At 59.0% G+C, this 24,090-nt stretch carries 19 protein-coding genes; 7 read left to right on the forward strand and 12 right to left on the reverse strand.

What is annotated here, in order from left to right:
- Positions 1–362: 362 nt before the first annotated feature.
- Positions 363–1,385 (reverse strand): hypothetical protein, encoded by a 1,023-nt coding sequence (locus CO669_RS35415; RefSeq protein ID WP_143278726.1) that lies wholly within the window; start codon positions 1,383–1,385, stop codon positions 363–365.
- A gap of 599 nt (positions 1,386–1,984) precedes the next feature.
- Between CO669_RS35415 and CO669_RS25225 the strand changes: the two genes are divergently transcribed.
- Both CO669_RS25225 and CO669_RS25230 read left to right on the forward strand, forming a co-directional pair.
- On the forward strand, positions 1,985–2,545 hold the full coding sequence (locus CO669_RS25225) for a hypothetical protein (RefSeq protein ID WP_143278727.1): 561 nt from the start codon (positions 1,985–1,987) through the stop codon (positions 2,543–2,545).
- A 140-nt stretch (positions 2,546–2,685) separates the two neighbouring features.
- Entirely contained in the window at positions 2,686–3,252 is a 567-nt protein-coding gene (locus CO669_RS25230; protein ID WP_198964254.1) for a potassium channel family protein, read from the forward strand.
- Here the strand turns inward: CO669_RS25230 and CO669_RS35735 are convergent.
- The 5 genes from CO669_RS35735 to CO669_RS25250 all read right to left on the reverse strand — a co-directional run bounded on the left by CO669_RS35735 (position 3,249) and on the right by CO669_RS25250 (position 12,972).
- Entirely contained in the window at positions 3,249–3,401 is a 153-nt protein-coding gene (locus CO669_RS35735; protein WP_158228792.1) for a hypothetical protein, read from the reverse strand. The two genes, CO669_RS25230 and CO669_RS35735, sit on opposite strands and share 4 nt — an antisense overlap.
- 588 nt (positions 3,402–3,989) lie before the next feature.
- Positions 3,990–4,334 (reverse strand): hypothetical protein, encoded by a 345-nt coding sequence (locus tag CO669_RS25235; RefSeq protein WP_143278728.1) that lies wholly within the window; start codon positions 4,332–4,334, stop codon positions 3,990–3,992.
- Positions 4,335–4,740: 406 nt separating this feature from the next.
- Positions 4,741–5,223, reverse strand: a complete 483-nt coding sequence (locus CO669_RS25240) for a DUF4265 domain-containing protein (protein ID WP_158228793.1) — start codon at positions 5,221–5,223, stop codon at positions 4,741–4,743.
- A gap of 184 nt (positions 5,224–5,407) precedes the next feature.
- Positions 5,408–9,979, reverse strand: a complete 4,572-nt coding sequence (locus tag CO669_RS25245) for an RHS repeat-associated core domain-containing protein (RefSeq protein WP_097662642.1) — start codon at positions 9,977–9,979, stop codon at positions 5,408–5,410.
- 113 nt (positions 9,980–10,092) lie between these two features.
- Entirely contained in the window at positions 10,093–12,972 is a 2,880-nt protein-coding gene (locus CO669_RS25250) for an FG-GAP-like repeat-containing protein (protein WP_245444475.1), read from the reverse strand.
- A gap of 590 nt (positions 12,973–13,562) precedes the next feature.
- On the opposite strand from CO669_RS25250, the gene CO669_RS25255 reads away from it, so the two are divergent.
- Genes CO669_RS25255 through CO669_RS25275 form a run of 5 tightly spaced genes read left to right on the forward strand, consistent with a single transcriptional unit; the run spans position 13,563 to position 18,054 of the window.
- On the forward strand, positions 13,563–14,042 hold the full coding sequence (locus CO669_RS25255; protein ID WP_097662644.1) for a prepilin peptidase: 480 nt from the start codon (positions 13,563–13,565) through the stop codon (positions 14,040–14,042).
- A 2-nt stretch (positions 14,043–14,044) separates the two neighbouring features.
- A complete protein-coding gene (locus CO669_RS25260; RefSeq protein ID WP_097662645.1) occupies positions 14,045–15,808 on the forward strand; it encodes a GspE/PulE family protein in 1,764 nt (587 codons plus the stop codon).
- 13 nt (positions 15,809–15,821) lie between these two features.
- Positions 15,822–16,982: a PilN domain-containing protein gene (locus CO669_RS25265; protein ID WP_143278729.1), complete on the forward strand. Its 1,161-nt coding sequence runs from the start codon at positions 15,822–15,824 to the stop codon at positions 16,980–16,982.
- On the forward strand, positions 16,982–17,557 hold the full coding sequence (gene gspM / locus CO669_RS25270; RefSeq protein ID WP_097662647.1) for a type II secretion system protein GspM: 576 nt from the start codon (positions 16,982–16,984) through the stop codon (positions 17,555–17,557). The genes CO669_RS25265 and gspM overlap by 1 nt, the downstream gene beginning before the upstream one ends.
- Complete coding sequence (locus tag CO669_RS25275; RefSeq protein WP_097662648.1) at positions 17,554–18,054, forward strand: hypothetical protein; 501 nt, start codon at positions 17,554–17,556, stop codon at positions 18,052–18,054. The genes gspM and CO669_RS25275 overlap by 4 nt, the downstream gene beginning before the upstream one ends.
- A gap of 26 nt (positions 18,055–18,080) precedes the next feature.
- On the opposite strand, the gene CO669_RS25280 is transcribed toward CO669_RS25275, so the two are convergent.
- From CO669_RS25280 to gspD, 6 genes are read right to left on the reverse strand one after another with little or no spacing between them, the layout of a single operon-like run.
- Positions 18,081–18,872: a type II secretion system protein GspK gene (locus CO669_RS25280; protein ID WP_097662649.1), complete on the reverse strand. Its 792-nt coding sequence runs from the start codon at positions 18,870–18,872 to the stop codon at positions 18,081–18,083.
- Between the two features lie 16 nt (positions 18,873–18,888).
- Positions 18,889–19,548, reverse strand: coding sequence for a prepilin-type N-terminal cleavage/methylation domain-containing protein (locus tag CO669_RS25285; RefSeq protein ID WP_097662650.1), 660 nt, complete (start codon positions 19,546–19,548; stop codon positions 18,889–18,891).
- Positions 19,545–19,970 carry a type IV pilus modification PilV family protein gene (locus CO669_RS25290; protein WP_097662651.1) on the reverse strand — a complete coding sequence of 142 codons (426 nt, stop codon included), beginning with the start codon at positions 19,968–19,970 and terminating at the stop codon, positions 19,545–19,547. Before CO669_RS25290 ends, CO669_RS25285 begins: the two co-directional genes overlap by 4 nt.
- Positions 19,957–20,409, reverse strand: a complete 453-nt coding sequence (locus CO669_RS25295; protein ID WP_097662652.1) for a GspH/FimT family pseudopilin — start codon at positions 20,407–20,409, stop codon at positions 19,957–19,959. The genes CO669_RS25290 and CO669_RS25295 overlap by 14 nt, the downstream gene beginning before the upstream one ends.
- The gene (locus CO669_RS25300; protein ID WP_097662653.1) at positions 20,409–21,629 is read right to left on the reverse strand and encodes a type II secretion system F family protein; all 1,221 of its coding nucleotides are present in this window, start codon (positions 21,627–21,629) and stop codon (positions 20,409–20,411) included. The genes CO669_RS25295 and CO669_RS25300 overlap by 1 nt, the downstream gene beginning before the upstream one ends.
- Positions 21,630–21,635: 6 nt before the next feature.
- On the reverse strand, positions 21,636–23,882 hold the full coding sequence (gene gspD / locus CO669_RS25305) for a type II secretion system secretin GspD (protein ID WP_245444477.1): 2,247 nt from the start codon (positions 23,880–23,882) through the stop codon (positions 21,636–21,638).
- Positions 23,883–24,090 lie beyond the last annotated feature (208 nt).

Consider the following 24,090-nt stretch of genomic DNA (forward strand, 5'->3'; position numbering starts at 1 on the left):
ACACAAGAGACGGCACATGATAGCCGGAGATCGGTCAAGAAGAGATTTTACGTGGGAATAGCAACGACCTAGGATGCTTTTGCTTCCCAGTTTCTGGGCTTGGGAAGCACATGGGACGTGCCAGAACGGCCGATCTGCCTCGGCCCGATAGTTGGCGGCCATCTCGAGCAGGCCGGCGCGCTCCTCCGGCATGGTGCAGTCGTCGGCGAGTTCCAGGCATAGCCGTTCGAACCGCTTGAGCTCGTCGATGATATGCTGATGCTGCCGCATGCCGCCGATCAGACTCCGCCGTGGGGTGACCGTCAAGCGGTCGTTTTTCCTTCCGGTTCGCGTGACTCTTGCAGATCGGCGCCTCGGCGCGCCTATCCCCAAAGCCGGTCGGCGTCGGTTTTCGTGTCGAGCCAGGTCATGCCGCTGTCGTCGCCAATTGGATTGTCCAGGCTGAGCCGGGCGTCCCCGTACACCCGCGGCCGACGCCGCTGATCGGCCACGAACTCCCCGACTCGGGATCGTACGTCTCGCAGCTTCAGGCGCCTTTCAGCTATCGCAACGAACATCCGAGACATGACGTCGTCGCGCTCATGCTCCGCCACGAGAGCTGTCGCTTGCCGCACTGCTTCGAAGGCGTCTTCACCGCCGTTTCGCGTTAAAGATGAGGCTGCCAACAAGAACCTTGATCGCTGGGCAGCACTTCGGATTGTGCTGGCGTTCTTTTCGGAAAAAGCTCGCAGTCGGCTGCCGATCTTTGGATTCGCCCTTATGAAGTTGCGCATGATGGTCTGCTCATAGGTCGACGCGTTCGAGCTTAGTGTCCCACCTTCATGGAGCACGGCGACGGAAGCTCGTACTTGCTCAACGCTCGGCATGCGAGATTCGCGGGCGCCTTTGTTGCAATCCTTACGGCGCCTGACGAGATAGGTCTTTTGGTTCACAACGTGCTGCGCATAGAAGGTATTTTCCAGTGTCCGGATGTGGCCGTTCCTGTATCTCTCCGCCGTCCGGCGCTTTTGGGCCGATCGTTGAATTGCGAGTCTCCAGGTTACGGTAGATCGGACATGAGCCGCAGCTTGCCCATTCGCTTTCGCCAGCCGCATCGCCTCAGCGCCCCATTCTGGATACGCAGCGCAGTGAGCTCTAAACTTTGTCAGCGACACGATCGTCTTGCCAGCTTTGCCACCCCCGGTGATCCGCCGAAGTGTCAGCCCACGTTGAAGTGCAGCCATGCACTCGTCTGCCTGTGCGGGCGTCATTAAGGTCGGATGCGGGGATCCTCTCCTTCTGTTCAGCAACTGCGCAGCGTTGATCTCGTCGAGGCAAGAGCCGATCCTCTGACAATCGGACAGATGTGGACAGGCGGCGCAGTTCGTCATCACTGAGGCAGGCATGCACAGCTCCATCGAGCGCGTGATTGCGCTCGCCGAGCCGGCTCCGAATTTCGCAGCGCGTCAAAGGACAGTTGGTCCCAATCCCCGCTATCCCACTTGCGCTCGCCCAACGGTTGCAGTTGTATGGCCTTTCGGAGGGGCTATGCGTTCTATGATATGGGCCGCCACGATGTTATGCGCGGCTTCGACGCCAGCATTCGCCGCTGATCCGGCGATTGTTACTTACAATCGATGCGTGACCGAGGAGGCGCTCAGACTTTCGACAGGACCGGACGCGGCCGACCTGATCGCGCGCGATGCGGCTGTGCTGTGCGGCGGCTTGCTTGCTAAAATGGTGGAGCGAAACTCAAACCTTATGGGCAGCCAGCTTACTGCTTACGAGATCCACGCAGTGGGCGAGGCAACGCTGGCTGTACTAGAGGCTCGGGCCAAGAGGCGGTAGTAAAATGTACCGCATCGGCCGCCGCACCGCGTATTGCATGCTCGTGCTGCTGATCGCAGGCATCATTTGGGGCCTCACGCATTGAGGCCTTTCACTTACCATCCGATTGCGGAATGGTGATCCATCACAATCTATTTGAGCAATCGGGCGCCGGCCAATGCTGGACAAAGAACCGCTGTGGTTTCCGTCACGAAACCGATTTGCCTACAACCCCGCTATCCCCGACCGGCAACTTTGGGCGATTGGCATGGTCGCCACCCAATGGTCTATGACCGAATGGTTGTTGGAGGCGGAAATTAGAAAGCTCGCAGGCGCCAATTCTGAACTGATCGAGAAACACAAGGCGCTTCGTAGCCTTCGCGAACGGCTCGATTTTTTCGAGAACCGTATTCAGGAAACCTCGCAGGAGCCGCTTCGATCACGCGCATCAAGCTTTGTTGGCCGTATCCGCAATCTGAGTTCGAAGCGCAATGAGATTTTACACCGCATGTGGGGCGGCGGCATGCCCAGCGGCGATTCGTGGAACAACCCTGAAGACTATCCCGAAACGGATGCAGCACTACTTCGACAGCATCGCGACAAGTACAAGGCCAAGAGCGATGATGCGAGCGCAACGATACATTGGCGCTTGACGTTCAGCGAGACCCGCAAGATTGCCGTCGAAATATCGGCGCTCAATCGCGATTTCATTATGCTGTTCATGAGCGACCAAAGCTGACCCGGTGCAACGAAGGTTGTAGCTCTACACCCTGCGCGTTCAAGCCAACAAAATTCTGACTGACAGCTCTTGCGCTCGCCCAGCGGTTGCGGTTCACTTGTGGGGGATACTTAGCACATTGCCTCGTCGGGGGATTCGCGTTGCGCAGGTTAGGCCAGCTTTTTATTCGTTTCCTTGCACTTGTTGATCACTACACAGAGGCGCTGCTCTTCATCCTCTTTCCGATGTTCTCGACCCTCGCACTGGGCCTCATTTTGTTCTTCCTGAGGTGGGACGACTTCACAAACCAGCTTACCTACTGCTGGTGGATCATGATCCTCTGCCTGCTTACATCGCTCGCCTTGATTTTGGGATTTTTTGTACTTGAGATGCGGCCAGGAAGGTCGTTCTGGATTTTACTCGCTCAACAAATCGCTTTGATTTTCGTATTTGCTGCGATGTACCGGGGATATGGTCTGATGTACGGCGGAGCAGCGCCGCCGCCACTGGCGGACGGATCGCTTCGGGTGGATGCACCAGGCAGAGACGCGCTCTACTTTTCGATCGTCACATGGACGACGTTGGGGTACGGAGACTTTACCGCGCTACCAGAGATGCGACTTATTGCAGGTATCGAGGCGCTGACAGGATACGTGTTCTTCGGCCTAATCGTTGGGCTGGCGACCCAAGCCGTATCAGGCTTGGGTCGCTCGCAGTTCGATAGCTAAAAAATAACGCGGATCGTAACTGCCAACGTCACAAGCGCCGTGGTCAGCGCGAATGCTCGCACGGCGAGCTTTTCCGGGTGCTCGATGTCGGTGAGCAAACGCCAGCCGTCCAACACCAGACGAGAACCGGTAGCGATAAGTGCAGTCATGCCAGTCCTCCTTTGCTTGCACACTTCCAGCTTCTATCCGATTCGCTCTTTCGGAAATTAGGTCCTAATCTTTTAAACAAAACCATTAAAAGTTCCTTGATCTTCATCACGAAACAACACAGGTCCGCGATCGCCCGCAAACCGGGTGCCGCACCAAGTCATGCCAACGAAACGCTCGGGTGCTGCCAGCGTTCCGCTGTTCCAGCACTCGATCTGTCTCCAGGTCTCGCTCCGAAATAGCCTTGGGAGCGATTAGTCGGGCATGTTTGCCTTGCTATGATCGACAGCGTTTGAGCTGCATTCGCCGAGGTTGGAGCCCGCTTTTGCGACCCCATATGGGTCAAGCGGGTGCCCGTTCCGGCGCTGGCGATGCTCACCGCCTGTCGTGAAGTGCGTCGAATTCTCGCCCAAGAAGGTGGGAGTGCGCAAGCGCTATTTCAAGAGGCGGAACCGCGTCGTAATTGTTTGATTTTAAAACAATATTGCCCTTGCTCACGATCTGTTCTCGACCGCTGCGACACAATCTGAACGAGAATCACGGTCCTCGACGCGTCAAAATTCCGAAATCGTCGTACCCTGCGATAGAGCTCAAAACTCCTTGGCCGAGCAGGTGACGTTCTGCAGGCTGGCCGTTCCGCTTCCTGAAGCCAAGGCGATATCGAACCAGTATTGCGTTCCCGGTGTCAGGCCGGTGATAAGCCCGCCGGCGGCCAACGTGGTGAAGGACGAAGCCGTCGAGATCACCTGAACGACTTGCGAGCCGAGCGCTGTGCCGGTCGCTGCAGCTCCATTCGTGGGGGCGGTGGCCGTTCCATATCGCGCCTGATAGGTGTCATTGGCGACGCCGCCGTTGCCGCCAATTCCACCGTAGGTGGCGGCTGCCTGCGCCGCCCTCGCCGGCTGCACGACAGCCGGCGAGACGGTCTCATTCAAGGCCTCCAATCCGCAGCAGCAAGCCCTCATGCGGGATGGGCAACCTGCCCTCGTCTCTCGACAGAGAAACTCGGTGGTCCTCGTCCGACCCACTGTGCGTCAGCTCCAAGCGAACGGCCGGCCCGTGTTCGTAGTGGGCAACCTGAGCCGCCAGCCTGTCGAGTTTCGGGTTGGCAAGTGGAGGCAGTCCAGCACGCCGCCGGCTCAGACTTCGAGATGAAGATCGTCGCCTACGAGATGCTGGTTCAGGAGGAAAAAAAACCTACAGGTTGCAGCCGCTCTGCTCACAGGGTCGCGGCCGGCGCCAACGCATACAGCGCCTCTCGGGTTGGATACGGTCGCTACACGGGCGCGCGGTAGTTGGCGCTATCGGCGCCATAAGCGCCACCGATCGCCAGCACCAAAACTACGCGTTGCTCCCAGTTTGGCGTCCGGGAACATGAGCGTAGCCCTCTTGGAATTTCCACACGCCGGCGGCCTCTCCTCTCTCAAGAATGTCATACACGTCATAAATGTTTGCTGAAGGCGGAACGTCGACCGAATAGAGCAATCGAGTTCCGAGACTCAATTTGATATGCATGCTTTCATAAGAACAACCCATGCTCTGGAGCAAATCCCAATATGAGCGGAATCGCGTTTCGGTGGGTGCTACTAGCAACATGTACGTCGAATGTCCTCCACGCTCCACCACCTGCACAAAATCAAATACCGTGCCATCTACTGTTCGTGAGACGCTAACCACATCGCAATTGTTGATGCTTCTCGCGAAGAAAGGAGAGTTGTGAATAACGAAAACAGAGGCGTTGCCTTGGGTTATTGGTTCTGCCCACAAAGTTTCACTACCGTGACCGTGCCAATCAGACGGATCGAGCTGGAACCGAACTTTCACAGGGACCGACTCCCAATAATAAATCACCCCCGGTAAGTGCTTTGATCCAGCAGCGATTGCCAGAGCTCCAGCACTCGATGTGATCCAACGCTACGGAGATCGGCATGATCACCTCGACCAGAGGGCGTACCGTCAGCATAGAAGACCGGCCTTCATTCGACAAGCTAAAGGCATTCGCGATCGATCAGGAACGCTGCCCCTGCTGCAGCCAATTGTACCACTCCTGAGGCGAACGTGGCCCTTTCGAAGTATTGCACGTCTGGCAAGATGGGGCGTAATTCCATTCGCTGTTGTTGCCCCCCTGAGACTTAGGAATGATGTGATCACCATTAAGCCGATCGGGACCCGATCCTCGTGTGGTTTCGGTGCCACAATATGTGCAGGGGACGCCCTCTGATTGATTGTCATTGAATGATCGCGGAAATGGCTTTCCTGATCCCGGGCCACCGGCAGACCCCGGCGGCAATTCCTCCAGGGGAGTCAACTCCCTCGGCATGCCTCCTCTAAAGACAACGGGAGGACGAGCGAAGACGGTTAGCCATTGCGCGTTGGCCTCCATCAATTCGGGATTGGAGCGCTGCCACTCTAGTCGCGCTTTCTCCCATTGATCGCTAGCGGCGTCCGCGCCGATACTTGCAAGGTACTGAAAGCCCGCGGTTACTGCTCCGTTGGCGAACTTTCCCCCACCAGCTACTGAAGCAATGCCGCCAGCCGTTGCCTGCACAATGGTGCCGCCGATGAGGTCGCCCGTATTCTGCAAGGGATTTTGGAAGACGGACCGTGTAACGGGAGAGAGTGCAGCCCCCACTCCAGCCGACAGTGCGCCGGAGGCACAAGATCCACCTGACGCGACTGACGAAGCACACCCAACGGCTGCGTTGGCGCCAACGGATGCGATATACCCGCCGGGGTTCGCAGCAAACGAAGGTGTCGGTCCGATCTGCTGGAAGGCGAAGGCAGTTGCGGCTGCTATCGCCGCACTCTTTAGTATTTGCCCGAGATTGCCCCCAGATATGCCGGTCACTATGGCGGAACTCACCGCAGCGACGCAGGCAACACACGCGAATCCGGTCGCCGCATTCAGCACTACATTGAGAGTTATTTGGAGGATCGCCATGAAGTTCTGCTTGAAGAAATTGCCGATCGCAGTGAACGCCTTGCCGATCCAACCGAAGGCGTTCGAGAACCAGTTGAACCCATTGGGATCGGTGAACGCGAGCGGATCGTTGCCGACATAAGAGTAGCGGTTCCATCCCTGCATGTTCATGGGGTCAGTGACCGTTGGATCGGCCGATGTGAACCTTGCAAGCAATGGATCGTAGACGCGCCCGTTTAGATGCACGAGGCCGCCGATTGAGAGCTGCTCCTCACCAGTGAAGCCCCGCGTGGACTGGCTGGTGATGCTGCCGGTCGTGTCGTCAGTGCCGTTCGGATTCCGCCGCTTACCCCAGGCGTCGTAGCTGAGACGCTCCACCACCATCGCATTCTCGTCGGTGATGACAGAGATCGAGCCGAGATGGTCGACGTGGAAGTAGCGCGTGGTCAGCGTCTCGGACGCAGTCTGGAGCGTGCGCATGCCGACCTTGGCATTGCCGACGGCGAGATAGTCGGTCCACTTCTGTGAGGCCGTGCCCGGATTTGTGACCTCGGCCAGTACGCCGAAGCCGGCGATGTAGAGCGTCGTGCCCTCCGGCGTCACCTGCTTGAAGCGCTGGTGCTCCGTGTCATCGACGAAGCTGATGGTGCGCGTGCCCTGTGTGATGCTCGCAGGCTTGTTGTACGACGTCCAGGCAATCGTGCGATTGAGACCCGAGGTCTGATTGCCATTGAGGTCGTAGGTGAAGGTGGTCGAGATCAGACCGTTGGTAATGCTGGAGACCGCATGGGGCAGCGCCTGACCGGCCGCGGGATAATTGTAGGTGCCCACGTCGGACTTCGTCAGCATGTTGCCGATGGCGCTGTAGGTGAACGTCTTGGCCAGCGGCGTCGGTGTCAGATTGACCGTCGAGGAGGTCAGCCGGTTCAGCGTGTCGTAGGTAAAGGTCTCGTTGAGATTGGTATTGCCGTCGGTGCGCGACAGCGGGTTGCCGAGCCGGTCATATGTATAGCCGAGGTTCTGCACCGCGGTGCCGGCGCCACTGCCGGTGGTGAGGCCGCTGAGCCTGCCGGTGGTCGCCTCGAAGGCACGGTTGGTGACGAGGCCGTTGCCCGAGGTAAGCTGAGTCAGATGCCCTTCGGCATCCATCGCGTTCGCGGTCCAATAGCTAAAGTTCGTCGCATCGTCGGCAAGGCCGTTGGCAAAGCCGAGCGCGTTGTAACCGTAGCGCGCGGTGAAGCCGGAGGGATAGTTCACCTTACTGATGCGGCTTTGGGCGTCATAGATCGCGCCCATCACATAAGTGGCACCATCGACGGTAGTTGAGACCTGCGAAGGCCGGCCGAGCGCGTCATAGGTGACGCTGCGGCCAAAGCCGTTGCCGAGGCCCGCCGTGATGCCGGACGACGCCAGCTTGCCGATGCCATGCGCTGCGGTGTCGTAGGTCCAGACGCTCGTGACGTCCGCCTCCACCCTCTGCACCAGACGATCTAGCTTGTCGTAAGTGAGCGTGGTGACCTGGCTCTTCGCGTCGGTCTGGCTGACAAGCTGGCCGAGCGTGTTGTAGCTATAGGTCCAGTGACCGAGATCGGGGTCGTTGCTGGCGATCTTTCGGCCACGCAGATCGTAGATCGCGGCCACGACGTTGCCCGCAGCATCCGTGGTCGAGAGCAGATTGCCGACCGCGTCATAGGCATAGGTCATGACGCCGTTCTGGGCGTCGGTGATCGAGACCACCTTGCCATGGCTGTTCTTCGTCACCGAGCGGGTCTGATTGAGCGCATTTGTTTCAGTAACCACGAGGCCGTGATAGGCCGTTGCCGAAACGCTGCCGTCGGGTTTGGTTTCGGTCAGCACGCGGCCGAGCGTGTCGTAGGTATAGGTGGTGTATTGCGGCGTACCTCCACTCAGGAAGTAAGGCCGGCTGGCTTGAGTTATTCGACCCAGCGCATCATAGGTGCGCGTCGCGCGCACCCAACTGCCGTTGAAGCCCTGTGTGTCGCGTCCCACCTCGCGATCAAGTTGGTCGAAATAGACCACTACGACAGGACCAATAATGTTGGTGCCGCTGTTATCCTGGGGAACCTCCGCCACCTCATAGGTGGCGCTCGAAGGGCAAGCGGCCCCGACGAGATCACCGTTGCAGAAGCGATAGAACCACTTGGTTTGGGTGCCATCGGCGCGGATCTCTTGGACCTTGCGGCCGAAGCTGTCGTAACTAAAGGTGGTAGTCAGGCCATTTGGGCCGGTGTGGCTGCTCGGCTTCCCGAACCGGGCGTCGTACTGGACGCTCTCGCTCTGGCTCAATGCGTTGGTGTTAGTGCTGTTGAACTGGCCGTTCGCGGTGAACACGCTCGTCGACGACCGCGCCGCGATGTCCGCACCGCTGACCGTGATCGAGGTCTTGTTGCCAAAACTGTCGTAACCGTAATCGGTTTGGAGTCGCAGTGCCGGCGTATCGGGCTCGACTACCTCTTGGTTCAGCACACCTTGCGCGTCGTAACCGAAAGACGAGGTTCGCGTGATGGTGCTTGAGCTGCCTCCGCCACCAGGAGAGGCCGACGTGGCCGTAGGCGTGTAGGTGATAACCAAAATTCCCTTGGCGCCCGCACCACCAACGTTTCCGCCGGCGGAGGATGACCCTGCACCGCCGCCGCCGCCGCCATAGGAGCCCGCAGCTCCGCCAGCGCCGGAAGTGCTAGCTCCGGCCGCAGCACCGCCGCCGCCGCCTCCACCCGCGCCCGCACTGCCCCAATCGCTGAGCCCGGCGCCTCCCGCGCCGCCCGCTCCGATAGGCGAATTCGGCGCACCGCCGCCGCCGCCTCCACCGGCTCCGTTTGAACCAGCTGCGCCGGCCACTCCTGCTGCGCCGCCGATACCGCCGGCAGCCCCAGAGGATGTGCCGCCGCCTGAGGCTCCCGAGTTGATCGAGGGCAAGTTGGCGCCTGCCGCCCCGCCATTTGCTGCTCCGCCGCCAGCGCCACCAGGACCAAGTCCGCCGTTCTGACTGCCGCCTGCCGCACCAGGACCATTACGGCCTGCAGCTCCTCCGCCGCCCGCACCCGCACCCGCCGTTAATGTAAGACGAGCACCTCCCGCACCTCCATTAAAGTGCACGGATCCGCCGACACCGCCAGCGCCACCGGCGGCAGCACCTGCGGTGCTTGTGCCAGAGGCTACCCCGCCTTGCCCCGGATTTGCGATGAGCATCGAACCGTTGAAGGTCGTTGCCGTTCCTGCTGAGCCGTTGGTGGGCGCCGTCGTCCCGCCCTGTCCGCCAGATCCGATTACGACAGGTATCGACGCACCTGGCGTCAGGGTGACGTTGATTGCGCCACGGTACTCGCCGCCACCGCCGCCCGTCGCGCCATATACCCCACCAACGGTGCCCCCTCCACCGCCACCGCCGCCGATCACCTCGATCATATTATCGGCGTTATTCCAGTCGCTCGGGACGGTCCAGCTGGTGGACGTCGTAATAATGATTTGCGCTGCGGTGGATGCCGTTGGTGACGCCGCACCGAGCAGTACGGCTAGGCCCAAAGCTTGAGCCAGAGTGCGCGACCAACGATGTACAGGGCCGCGGTTACTCACGTCCTGCCCCAGGTTGGACTGCATGACAACGGCAGCCGCAACCGACGACTTCACGATCTTCAACATTGCTTATTCCCCAAGCCCAAAGTGCCAATCAGCCAATCGACCGAACACGCACTCACGCAACCGCCGACACAAATCCCGCGAACGACAGATCTTCGTCGCCACCTCACGCCGCGCTATGGCGCGACGTTCGTCACTGTCGCCCGCGTCAATCGGCCGAGATACCAGAGGCTCGGATCGTTGACGTAGGTGTTGTTGGTCGTCTTGCTGAAGCCGTCAGGCGTCGACACTACGACCTGCGTTGCATTGAGATAGGCGTCATATTGGTTCGACGTCGTCACGGCGGGCAGCGCCGAGCCGTCGAGGTCCGCACCGCTGGAGACGTTCTGCGCCAGCGACACCTTGTATGGCGCAGATGTCACGCTCGTTGCGTTCACAACAGCCACACCGCTTGCGTTGCGAAACTGGTAAGTGTTAGTCGACTGACCCAGCGTCTGCGAGCCGAGCGTACGCGCAGTAGAGCTTACCAAGCCAATATAGGGAAAATCCTTAGCGTAGTTAGTTGTATCAACGATGCCGGTCTGCAAGTCTTTGACTTGGGTTTGCATAAAGCCGAGAAACCCTCGGCCGCGCATGTTCATCTTGGCCGAGCTGTAATTATAAGTGGAGCTGTAAGATCCGCCGATGCCATTTGCGGTATCAACGCGCGAAACAACATACATCGGCCCCTGCAAGTCCTGCTCGGGATACGAGGCATTACTTCCCCTGGTGTACACCGACGAATGCGTCAGCGGTTCGTAGGTAATCGCGATAGTTGCGCCGAGGCCACCAGTTACCGACGTGACAACGTCTGCAAGAGATCCGGTAGCCGTCTCGACCCAGGTCCACGTCCCCCCCTGCATTGCAAGATCGGTTATGCCGTCCCCGTTGAAGTCCCCAGGGATCGGCAAGTAGGAAACGGTAGGCGGATCACCAAAAGCAGCGCCGCCAGTGTAAAGGCCTCCTGCGGCCCCGCTGAAGGTGCCGTCACCGTTGCTCATAAAGAAGTAATAATGAGTGTTTCCAGCGAAAGCTAAGTCAGTGCGGCCGTCGCCGTTAAAATCTCCGGTGAACGTCACCGTAGCTAGAGCCGGGGGTAAATTAAAGACCCATCCGTTGGGATTCGTAGTGCCGTTTTCCGTGAACGTACCGTCGCCTTTGCTCAAGAAAGACCAGTAATTGGCCCCGCCAACCAGTGTGAAATCTGTTTTGCCGTCTCCATTCAGATCACCAACAAAAATCGCATACTTTGCACTCGGCGGGTTCTCAAAGTTAGATCCGCCCGCATAGGTACCGCTTACTCCGCGGAATGTGCCATCCCCGTTGCTCAGCATCACGTAGTAGTACTTGTCGCAAATCAGCGCGAGATCGGTCTTGCCGTCTCCATCGAAATCGCCTGAAAACGTGGCATAGCTCGACGTCGTTGACGTGGCGTTCATATTTACACCATTGCTCGTCACCTGAACCGGCACGCTACTTCCGAAATTCCATCCGTTCGGATTTGCAGCACCGCTCTCGGCAAACGTTCCATCCCCGTTGCTCAAGAAGGTCCAGTAATTTGTACCGTTTACGAATGCTATGTCGGTCCTGCCGTCGCCGTTGAAGTCACCAGAGAAAGGCGTGTAGAGAGCATGTGGCGGGTTACCAAAGTTTGATGCGCCGGAGTATCTGAAGCCACCGAGGCCGAGGAAAGTGCCGTTACCATTGCTCTGGAAAACGTAATAGTAGAGATCGCACAAGAGCGCGAAGTCGGTCTTACCATCGCCGTTGAAATCGCCAGAGAGGATCGAATATTGCTTATTCGGCGGATCACTGAAGACCCACCCGTTTGGATTTTGAAACGGCCCACTTCCTGTGAACGTGCCGTTGCCATTGCTTAGCAGCACGTAATGGGTACCTGAAGCGACCTCGACAAAGTCCGCCTTTCCGTCACCATTGAAGTCGCCTGAAACTGTGAAGTATCCGTTTGCAGGTCCAGGCGCGCCAAAATTCCAACCGTTTGGATTGGCGCCACCGCCATGCACCCAGGATGGCGCGCCCCCTCCACTCGCCCACTGAAACGTGTTAGCCGGCAAACAGGCGCCGTCGGCGCCGCAAGCCGTAACAGAAATTAATTCAGATCGACTACTAGATGGGCTCTGTTGATATGCCAATCGATAATCGGTCACCAGCGTCGACCCGGAATAAGTCTTCACGTTGGTCATACGAACAGTCGTCTTGTTCTGCCCGCCCTGCTGATACGTCAGCACGGAGTCGGGCCTGGTGGCATAAACAAACTGAACCGAATTATAGGGAGCCACCGAGGCGGCACTATTGCCGGTGTAATCAATTCTGGTCGGCCAGTATTGTCCGTTGGTGGTGTCGACGTTGTAGCTGACCGTAAAGTAGTTTCCCTTCGTATCGCTCGTCTTGCTCAGTGCCCAAATCAAGGACCCCGCGCGCCCCGCCGGTTTGATAGAAGAGTCCACAGAGTGGCCAAACTCCAAGACTTGGCCAGATTTCGTGTGAACCTCAAACCAGTCGGGCCCGCTGCCCGACCCATGCGCGATGATTTTTGAGAAGGTCTCGACTTCTGTCCGATACTCGGTACCGTCGGCTCCATACGCGCCATTCACGGCAACCAATCGCTGTCCGTCCATACAGAATTTGTCGTCGATCCCAAAGCCGACACCACTCGACACACCATCTTGTGCCAACGTTCGACCGCAGCGCGATATCGATGGTAATCCGGAGAGCGACCATCCAAGTCCCAACAAGCCATTTCCGCTTTGGCTGCTGTATTCGATTGATAGGGATGGGACCATGCCGGCCGTCCCCGGCGGCAATGCGATGGGAATAGAATAGGTCGCCGCCCCCGTTGGGCTAACGTTGAAGCTACTTGAAAGCGACATCGTGCCGGACGAGCCCGGCACAGAGCTCCCAAGAAAGATGCTTGCCGCAACAAAGGTTGTCAAAAAGCGCCGCGGGCTAGGCCGCCTGGCTCGCGCGGCCCGGTATTTCGGTCCTTCTTGCAACATATCTCTTTTCCTTCCGGGAACACATTTTCATAGAGCAACAAACGCGAAGACGTTCGCACCTGCTGCTTTTTCGCAGTCGGCGTTTGTCAGGATGAAGTTTTGATCTCGAGGAGCTCGGTGACCGAGTCGATCACCAGAACGCGTCCGCAGGTCAGCTGCAAGTCAACACTTAGGAGCTGTCGGCACGGCCCTGGCGTCCCGCAAAAAAGACGAAGGAGACTCCGGTTTCGGATGATCTCTGTGAGCCCGCCATGCAATTGCCCCCGAATTCCCAGTCCCAGCATCGTCAAATAAAACTTTTGGTTGTCTCAACGTCAATACGCCGTGCTACTTCTCCACAACCTCGTCAGCAAGCAGCTCAGCTGCACGGAATGAAGCTCAGCAGAATTCATCCTCCGCTCGGCTCGATCGCTTTTGAAGTTGTGACTTGTAACGCTTAGAATTTTGCGTGACGCGAGCGTGAAGATGGCATGAAACATCCAGAGTTCGAGGCGATTGTCCACAATCGAGCAATCTTGCGTTGACCCTAGCCTTGCAAGTCCAATCGCGAGAGCGCATTGATCTCGTTCTAACTCGGCGAGGTCACGAGAATGCCCATCGCGCAAAATGCGATTGCAGATTTTCTTTGCGGCATGGTTCTTGCGACGATTCTGCTCGCGCTTTCCATCGTCGATTTTCGCCGGGGCGTTCTGCCCAACAGCCTGACCCTACTGCTCGGCGTCTGCGGCGTGCTGCAATCGGTGATCACCGGGCGACCCGCGCCCATCGACGCCCTAATTGGCTCTCTCAGCTGTAGCGCTCTACTGCTCAGCCTCGCGATATTTTTCCGTCGGCGACGTGGCATCGACGGCCTCGGCTTCGGCGACATCAAGCTTGGTGCGGCTGCGGGTCTCTGGCTCGGCTGGGAACCGGCCCCCTGGATGCTGCTGATCGCCTCGATGCTCGCCCTGGTCTTTATTCTGGCGCGGGCCGTGTGGCGACGGCGTCTTGAAAGATTTGAGAGAACGGCTTTTGGACCGTTTCTAAGTGCAGGCATTCTGGCAAGCTGGGCATCAGGGCATCTTTTTTGATCATGCAAGCCGCTGCAGCCACCAAAGCATATTCCATTCCGCCGCAAGCAGGCTCCGGAGATCGGATTGAACAGGCTGCGGCTGCCAGCTTTCTCGATTCCTTTGGCGCCTTTCTGGTGGAAGGCAATAAACTCGACAGCCAGGCGCTTGAGCGAGCCCGCCGCGCAGCGCTATCGACCGGAGATCGGATCGACCGAGTCCTCGGCAAGCTCGGCCTGCTGCCCGATACCGAGCTCGCTCTTTCGCTCGCGGCGTTCCTGAAAATTCCCATCGCCAATCTCACCTCGATCCCAGCAGCGCCAGTCCTGCCCGAGATGATCGATGCGGATTTCGTGCGCTTCAACAGGGTTCTTCCACTCAGGATCGACGGCAGCCGTCTCGAGGTCGGAACGACCGACCCCCTCTCCGACGAGCCGCTCCGCGCCCTCGCCTACGCCACGGATCTAGCCGTCTCAGTACAATTGTTCCTACCGGCCGACTTCGACCGGGCGGTGGACACGGTCTATGGCGGGGCCAAATCCAACGGTCGCGCCGACGTGGGAAGCACCGATGCGAGTGAACACGATCTGCAACGGCTACGAGATCTCGCCAGTGAGGCGCCGACGATCCGCCTCGTCAATCAGATCATCACAGAGGCGGTGGAACAGCGAGCCAGCGACATTCACATTGAGCCGACGGCTGATGCCATTCTGGTCCGCTATAGAATCGACGGTGTTCTGCGACTGGTGAAGAGTCTGGGTGTAGAGACGCGGGCCGCGGCGACTTCCCGCATCAAAATCATGTCGCGGCTCGACATTGCCGAGCGCCGCCTTCCGCAGGACGGACGCACCAAGGTCGCTGTGCGCGGCGTCGACATCGACTTCCGCGTCTCCACGATACCGACAGCATTCGGTGAAAGCGTGGTCATGCGCATTCTCGACCGTTCGCGCATCCGGCTAAACTTCACCGAGCTCGGCTTCGACCGGACGCACATCGAGTACTTTAACGATCTGCTCAAGCAGCCCGACGGGATCATTCTCGTCACGGGGCCGACCGGCAGTGGCAAGACGACCACCCTTTATACGGCCCTTCAATCGCTCAACACCGCCGAGCGCAAGCTCTTCACCGTCGAGGACCCGATCGAATATCAGCTCAAGGGCATCAACCAGGTGCAGGTGCAGCCCAGCATCGGGCTTACCTTTCCGGCGGCTTTACGTTCGATCCTACGGCAAGACCCCGACATCATCATGATCGGTGAAATCCGCGATCTTGAGACGGCACGTATTGCCGTCCAGGCGTCCCTCACCGGACATCTTGTGTTCTCGACCCTGCATACCAACAGCGCCGTTTCGACCATGACGCGATTGACGGACATGGGAATCGAAAACTACCTCCTGGTATCGACGGTGAAAGCGGTAACTGCGCAACGCCTGACCCGGCGTCTCTGTCCGCACTGCTCGGTCCCCCATCCCAACGCCGCTTATCTTGCTGATGACATCCGAAGCAACCTGAAGAACTTGTCGCCGGCAGACATTCCCGACATTCGCCAGAAGCACGGTTGCGATCAATGTGGCGGCACGGGTTTCCAGGGACGCTCGACCATCTCGGAATTTCTGTTCCTTGACCCGACAATTCAGCGCCTGGTCCTGGCAACGGCACCCGAAACGGAGATCGAAGCCGCTGCGCGGGAAGCCGGCATGACCACCATGTACGAGGACGGGCTCGAGAAGGTGTGGCGGGGCCAGACGACCTTGGAAGAAGTCGTGCGCGCAACCCGGAGCCATTAGCAAGATGTCCTTCTTGGCTGCGACCACCCGGACCAAAAGCCTTCTCGGCGGGGGACGCATATCCCAGGCCTTGCGGACGGCCTCGCGATCATTCGACTCGTTCTGGGCTTGGTGGAAACGCGAATTCTTCAGCCTGTTGGAAACTCCATTCGGGCGGCGGCTTCTCGGCCCGCGGCGACAGACGCTCTACCTTAAGCACGATGGTGCCGATGCGGTTGAATTTCGCATGACCGGTGATGGAAGCGAGCCAGAGACGACGGAGCGATTTTCCAGTCATTCCGCTGAGACATTGGATCGATTTCTGCAGGGAAAGGGTCTTACGCGACAGGATGTCGACCTCGTCGTGGTAGTCCCTACAGACAGGTTCTTCGTCCGCACCTTGCGCCTGCCTGAGCAGACGCTGTCCGACTTGGACCAGATCGTCGCCAAGGACCTCGCGCGAAAGACCACGTTCAAGCCGGACGACATTGACGACAGTTACGAGGTCGAGCGAGGACCGGACGCGGGCAAAATTACGGTCCATCATTGGATCATTCGCCGATCCTTCATTGCTCAGGCGCTCACGGACCTTCACCTCGGTCTGGGGGACGTCTCGCGGATCGAAGGATTTGGCCCGGCTTTTCAGCCGCGCCTCGTCCTCAATTCGGCGGAGGCCGGCCGGAGTCCCTGGTACTGGACTGCCGTGCGCGCCATGGCGCTCGGAGCACTGGTGCTCGGCTTCGCCGCATTCGGCGTTGCGGCTTGGCGCAAGCAGGCGACACTAACCGAGCTTGCCGACAGGATCGATGCAAGCCGCGCCAAGGCGCAGTCGATCCGAACTCAAATGGACGATCTAGACAAGCGCCAAAGCGCGATGATGCGCGTGCGCGGCGACAAGGTATCAAGGCCCGATCTCTCGCAGATCTGGGAAAAGGTCACGGCGACCTTGCCCACTCAGTCCTGGCTGACTGAGCTCCAATTGACGCAGTCCGGCACTGGGAGCGATGGGCAGATTTTGCGGCTCACCGGGTTCTCACCATCGGCGGCAGAGCTCGTCACTTTGTTCGAGAACGCTGGCAGTTTCGCCGAAGCGGCGTTGACGGCTCCTGTCAGCGTCGATCCGACCGAAAAGCGTGAGCGCTTTGCCTTGCAGATGAAGGTGAGACCTTACCCCTCTCCGAAGAGGGTACCATAATGAAAAGATTTCTCCGGCTCTCTCCCAGCAGCGGCCGCATGCTGTTCATAGGCGTAAACATGCTGGCTCTGCTCTTTGTCATCGGGCTGGGCGCAGCGTTGGCCGACTATGTCCAGGGTCTAGACGACGATATCGCACAAAAGCGGCAGGTGCTGGACCGTCTGGACGCGATCCTCGCCCGCGAAGGCGACGTGCGTGCGGCCGGCGAGCGCATCAAGACCCAAATGACCGAAGGCGACTTCCTGAAAGGCGCTAACGAGGGTGTCATTGCAGCCGAGCTCCAGATTCGTCTCAAGAGTGTTGCCGAGCGCAATGGCGCGCGCGTCCTAACCATGCAGGGTCTCACACTCCCGGCGGACGACGTATTGCGCTATATCGGTGCAAAGGTCGCGCTCGTTGGAACACATCAACAGCTTCAAAGGACCATCTACGAAATAGAAGTCGACAAGCCCTATCTCTTCATCCGAGGTGCAAGCCTCAAGCCGACGGCGGGTAACGGGACTTCCATCGAGCCGACTCTCGAGGCGAATCTCGATATCACTGGGACGCTGCCGAAGAATGGTGGCCAGCCATGAAACTGCGCCGGCCCCCGCCCCTGGCCGCAATCTGCCTAGCAGTCTTCGGCCTGCTCGACGCGGGTCTATTGAGCGCGATCGTCAAGTCCAGCTTCCAGCCGACCGAAACATCCGAAATGACGACCAGTGCCCTCGGCGGCGCAGGCGAGAAAAAGGTTCCGGAAGTCCCCGGGAAACAGATTGCAGCTCTCGGTCGAACCTTGGCGACGCCAGCCTTCTTCAAGTCGCGTTCCCCCTACGTGCCGCCCGCACCCGCGGCCGTTTCGGTCGTGGCGGTCGCGCCCGTCGCGCCGCCGCCCGCGGTGACTGTTGCCGGCATCGTCATGGACAAGCGGATCAAGAAGGCGCTGGTCCTCAGCCCTGCCGACAACAATGGGACCTGGCTCAGCGAAGGCGACCAAGTAATGGGCTGGAAGGTCGAAGCAATTACGGCAGCTGGTGTGACCTTGCGGCAGAACAGCTCGAAAATGGACGTCAGGATGTATCCGTCACCCTAACGTAACGTCTTCTGTCCGTTTCCTCTTCAACTCCTCGACGCGACCTGAAAATCCAGCAGCCAATAGGGCTTGGCCGGATCATCGGTAAAGCGGATGGTTGCGCGATATACCCTTTTATGACTGCCATCGGTGGCCTCGATCGCAAGCGAGTAGGCACGGCCTTTCAGGGACGGCGCAGCATCCGCCCTGAGCGCAACTTGCGCGCGATGGGCCAGAGTTTGGGCGACCTGATCGCGGGACGCGCCAGGTAATGCGAGTAGAGCTTCCGCCGGTGCGAGTTGCGGGTCGAATGTCGGGCGTTGCGAATAAACCGTAAGGGCCGGCTCTATCCTGGCGAACAGATCCGGCGACATACCGGGAACGAGCAGCACTTCGTTGACGGACTGAAACAGGCGCCGCTGCGGCTGGCCACTGGCGCTCACGCCGGGGACCGGCGTCATCCGCCACTCCAGGATAGCCAGCGCTAGCACGGTGGCCTTCTGCGGCTCGATGCCGGCAGACCGAAGCAGTCCGAACAGCAGATCCTGATCTGCAAAATTGAGGTCAATGCGACCGAGCTCGTCCTGGATCCGGACCACTGCGCGCCATCTCCGAAGCTCGAATTGCCGTGGCCGGCCATCGGCACGCCAACCCGTTCCCGGTGTGGGGTCGGACAGGCCGATGGCCGCCCGTACAATTGCCGCCTCCGCTATCGCGTCGGCTTCGGCCGCGTAAAGGCCGTTGTCAGCCAGTTTTCGCGACGTTCCGGTTGCATCCATCGCAGTCGTAGCAATGACGGCGAGAAGCGCGATACCCCACAGGACCGAGAGCAGCGGCATGGCTCATCTTTCCTCGCTAGCGACCGCGGCAGCGCTTGGTGAGATCATCGAGCACGCAGCTCACGTCTACGTCGATACGCGGCACGATTAGCAATTCTGGCCACACCCGCTGATCACCCGGCGGAAACTTCACGTTGACCCGAATGGCCGCAGGCAAGCTCGTCCCCGGTTCCCAATGATCAGCCCAGCGCGTCTCATCGAGCGCGACCCTCGGCAGATAAGAGAACGCGATGCTAGCAACGTTTGCGAGCAGCACATCTTTGCGGCCATTAGCGGCGGCGCGGGGATCATCGATATCGACTACCAAGGCCGGTGGACTGGACGAGTTAATTGTGATTGTGAAATTGGAGCGGCCGCCAAGTCCGCCGGATTGCATCGCGGGCGCCGCAAAGCGGATCGAAGTCCGTGTCCCCTCGAACTCCAGGCGGCCCGTTCCATTGGCGTCACCAATGACTCGAGGATAGGCCAACGTGAGACTGTTACGCAGGAAATCCTGAACTGCGACCATTCTGTCGAAGGCTGTGGCCCGGAGCGCAGTTCGCTCCCGAATTGTCAGTCCGTAACGGATTGCACCGACCAGCATGACTGCGAGCAGGCTGGTCAGGACAAGGCCCACCAGCATCTCAAGCAGCGTGAACCCGGCATCGGCTGCATTCTGTCTGTTGGTGGCGGTCATCGCGGGCGCATGCCGTCCGCGAGACGAAGTGTCGTGAGACGGATCGACTTCTCCGCTGTCCCATCGCCCCAGAAGATCTCGGCTGAGACCTCAATCGCCGAGATGGCCGCGCGTCCGCTGCCCGGATCAAAAGCCTTGCGGCTTATGCGCCAGCGTAGGCCATGACCGTCGTCTCCTGACGTTTCGCCAACGTTCGCGGGAATGTCGACTCCTACCCTTGCGACCAACCCTTGAGCGACCAGCCGAGCCCGGTTGAGGGTCTCGGCATAGCTTTCGTTTCCGAGCGCATTGGCCAGGACGTGATAGAGCACGCCAAGCGAGAGAGACAGGATTGCGAGCGACACGACGACTTCAAGCAGGGTGAAACCCTCGTTTGTCCGGGATCGCCTCGGCCACGCAGCCCAGGATTTAATTACAATCATCACGCGGTAGCCCCGTGAGCCAGTTGACACAGAGACGCGCAATCCGATCTTCGAGCTTGAGCGTCAAGTCGCCGCCGGTCGAGGAGCCATCCGGATAGAAGCGGATCTCTGCATGAGACTTGTCGGTGGCTTCGAAATCGGCCACCTTCAGCGCGAGCTCGACCTTTGCCGGAAGCGTTGTCACGGGGAGCACGGGTGATCGGAACGTTCGCTCTTTGAGATCGATGACTAGCGAAGCTTCAGTGCTTCTCATGATGGCTGCTGCGCGCGTGGCTTTGAGTGCGTTGAGAAGCGCGGCCTGGGCGGATTCCAACCGGAGCCGATCAGCTGTCCTGCCGATGAGTGGTGGGGCGAGCGCTAGACCCAGGGCCATTATAGCCAGTACAACAAGCAGCTCCAAAATAGTGAAGCCATCATGCTGATGCGACCACGACCGCATCAGCGGCCTACCACGTCGTTGATGCTGAGAATCGCCATCATCACGGTCAGCACCAGACCGCCAACTACGACGGCAACGCTCAGGGTAAGCGCTGGCGTCAGAAGCGCCATCGCACGGTCGATGCCCTTGAGCGCCCGGTCCTCGAACACGGCCGCTGACCGAAGCAGCATCTGATGGAGTTTTCCGGTCTCCTCACCGATCGCCATCATGCGGATGGCCGCGGGTGGAAACACGCCTTCGTCACGCAAAGCGACCGCCAACGCCCTACCTTCGCGGATGAAACCAACGGCTCTTTCGACCTTGGTTGCCAGCAGGCTGTTGCGGATCACAGCCTGCGCGGACATGGACGCTTCTAATAAAGATACTCCTGCCCGCAATAGAGTTCCGAGCGTGCGCTGAAAGTTGGCGGTATCCTGGCTTAGAGCGATCATGCCAACAACTGGCAGCTCCAATAGATACTTATCGCAGGCCAAACGTCGTGCAGGCGAGCGTCGGATGCTGATCCAGCAGACGGCCCCTACCCCAGCAAGACCGAGTGTGCCCACCACAACGCCTCCCCAATTGTCGGCCAGAAAGACGAGCATTCTAAGTGCTCCGGGCATAGGCTTGCCCCCTTCCTGAAAGATGGGCGCAATACTTGGCACCAAGGCTCCGACGACGATGACGATCGAGACCAGCGCCAGCACAAGCAGGATTGCCGGATACGTCAAGGCGGACTTAATTTTGGCGTTCAGCTCTTGCCGTCTTTCGAGCAGCCGGGCCAACTCCTCGGACGCCGCCCCCAAGGTTCCGCTAGCTTCGCCTGCCCGGATGATATTGACGAACTCGCCGGGATAGGTCGACGGACGTTCCGCCATCGCACCGGCCAGCGTGGCCCCATTCAAAATGTCGTCCAGGAGGCCGTCGCAAGCCTGTCGAAGTTGGCGAGCGGTCGATTGCTCGGCAAGGATTCGCAAGCAGTCGTCCAGCGCCACACCCGATTTGTAAAGATCAGCAAATTCGCGCGCGAAGGTTGCGAGGTAAGCCGGCTTCGGACCGGCCTTCGACAACAAATCCCGCTGCCACCAAGGCTGCGCGTTCTGTGACACCTCTGTCAGTTTGAATGCCGTCAGCCCACGCCGGCCAAGAAGGGCATCGGCGGCTTCGGCGGATAGTGCCTGAAGCTGCCCCTCGGCGAGTTCTCCTCCGCTGCCATAGGCTTGGTACAGAAACGAGGGCATCGAGCCTCACTCCACGGTCCGACGCAGCTTCTGCTCGGGAGTTCGGGGCGGTACCGGCCGGCGCCCATACGGCATGATGATCGCCAGCTCGCGCCGGAATTCATCGGTCATCTGCCTGGCCTCATTCAAGTTCCGGATTACGTGAGGTGCGATCATGATGACGAGCTCAGTCTTGCCAATCAGGTCATCTTTCATCCGAACTGCATTCCCAAGAATCGGAATGTCGCCAAGCACAGGAATTTGCGTACGCGTCTTAGTTCTCTTGTCTTGGATAAGTCCACCAAGAGCGAAAGCTTCGCCGTCGTTGACCACCACTGTAGTTCTCACGCGCCGCTGACTGATCGTCGGCGAGTTGATCGACGATGTAGTCGTTTCGGAAACGGTCGATACTTCTTGCTCAATGTCGAGCGTGACGCGACCACTTTCGCTAATCCGCGGCGTGATCGAGAGAATGACGCCGGTGTCCTTGTAGGCAACCGAGTTCACGACCGGCGCCCCAGGTGTCAACACGCTGATGGCTGATTGCGTGGTGATCGGGACCTGATCGCCAACCTGAAGAGCGGCAGTTCTGTTGTCAGCAACGGTGAGGGATGGCGACGAGATTACATTGACGTCGGTGATCTTGTTCAGCGCTGTCAGCGTCGCCGCGATGTTGGAAGCCCGTAGCGCATAAGAGAAACCAGGGAATACTGAGCCGATCGAACCTGATAGATCGTCTGTAAACGTGGCGGACTGATTGCCATTGTTTAAAAACCAACGCAAACCAAAGCGCAACTCATCCTTCAGCGTCACCTCGGCTATCATTGCCTCGATCATAACCTGGTTCGGAATGACATCGAGCGTGCCGATTACCCGGGCCACGCGTCGATAGTCAGCAGCGGACGCCTCAATCAGGACCGTGTTCTTGGTCTCGTCAGCAACGACCTTGATGCGCGGACCGCCTGTGCCCTCGTCCTTGCCAATCTGAAGGGAAGATGTCGTGTCGGGTCCCGCATCTACCGCCTTTGTGGCTGGAGGCGTGGTGGGTTGGGAACCTCCTATACCGCCAGATTGCATAGACATGCCCGACTGTTGCTTTATCCCCGAGGTTTGCGCGCTGACCTCTGTATATTGAGGGGCAACGTTCCGAGCGCTGCTGCCGTCGCTTCCTCCATCTTTACCCTGGCTAAACATTGATTGGAGCACCCCGACGAGCTCGGCGGCGCGGCGGTTTTGCACGACGTAAGTATAGAACTGCTTCTCGTTTCCCTCCCCGCGATTGTCCAAACGACGGATCCAAGTCGTTGCTCGCGACAAATATTGCGGTTGTGGCGTGATGACCAAGACCGCCCCCATCCGCTTGTTGGGCAGAAAACGAACCATGCCTGCCATCGGGCCTTCTCGATCGGAATCAAAAACCTTGCGAAGTTCGTCGGTAATGGCTGCGGGGTCGCTCGCCTTTACAGGCACAATGCCGAACGACATGCCTTTCATCACATCGACGTCGAAGACACTGATTGCGTCGAGAACACCGCTGATATCCTTGTCGTTGCCAGACAGCGTGATCGTGTTCCGCGCATCGTCTGTCCGGACGATTGTGCCGCGCGGGGATATTGGTTCCACGACACGCCGAATTTCCGACGCAGCGACGTATCTCAGTTGCACGACGCGTAAACTCGAGGCGATGGCGCCGGTGCTGTCCAGATCGCCCTCAATTTGGAGGTTCGCGCCCACAGCCGCCTGATCTAGCGCCACGATCTTATACGCACCGCTCGCATAGATCAGAGCCGCATTGTTCGAACGGAGCGCGGTCTGGAAAAGGTTCAGAGCGGTCGAACGCGGGACCGGCCCCGGCGTTTGGAGGGTAACCTTCCCGTCGATACCCGGATCAATCGTATATTTTGCCGCCAGCAGGTCACCGAGAACAGTCTTGGCAGCCTGAGGTACAGATGCATTCAGCAGGTTAAGGGTGACGCCGTCACCGGTCTCTTCGGCTACCCCTCCCATAGCCCCGGTAGGCTTGCTACCAAGAAAACGCCCGGAGCCATTGAAGAACGCAGGCTCACCGGCCGCTTTCGGCCCAAGAGGAGATGGCATCGCTTGATTGCTATAACTGCTGATGGCCGCGGTTCGCGTCGCAGGCGGAGGGCCATTCCAAGCCTCTCTCACGTTGTCGGAGGCATCTTCAATCGATGCAGTCTGACACGCGGCGAGGCCGAGCAGGAGGCTGAGCGAGGTCACTTTAGCAAGGCGCTTGTGACAGAATGCTGACACCGACAACTCCGCTGACACAAAAACGCCAGCGGCTTCGCAATCAGTCCTCAGTTACGTGCAGGGGCACCGAACGTTCGTGACGATCGGCTCGTGATAACAATCCCGCCCACACAAACCAGAGGCAACGACGCGCTTGGGTTTGGTCCAACAGAACTATAGCCGAGCGGTGTCACATCGCGTGGTTGGGCCGAGCTTTTTCCACAACTAT

Source organism: Bradyrhizobium sp. Y36 (assembly GCF_002531575.1).
Classification (GTDB): domain Bacteria; phylum Pseudomonadota; class Alphaproteobacteria; order Rhizobiales; family Xanthobacteraceae; genus Bradyrhizobium.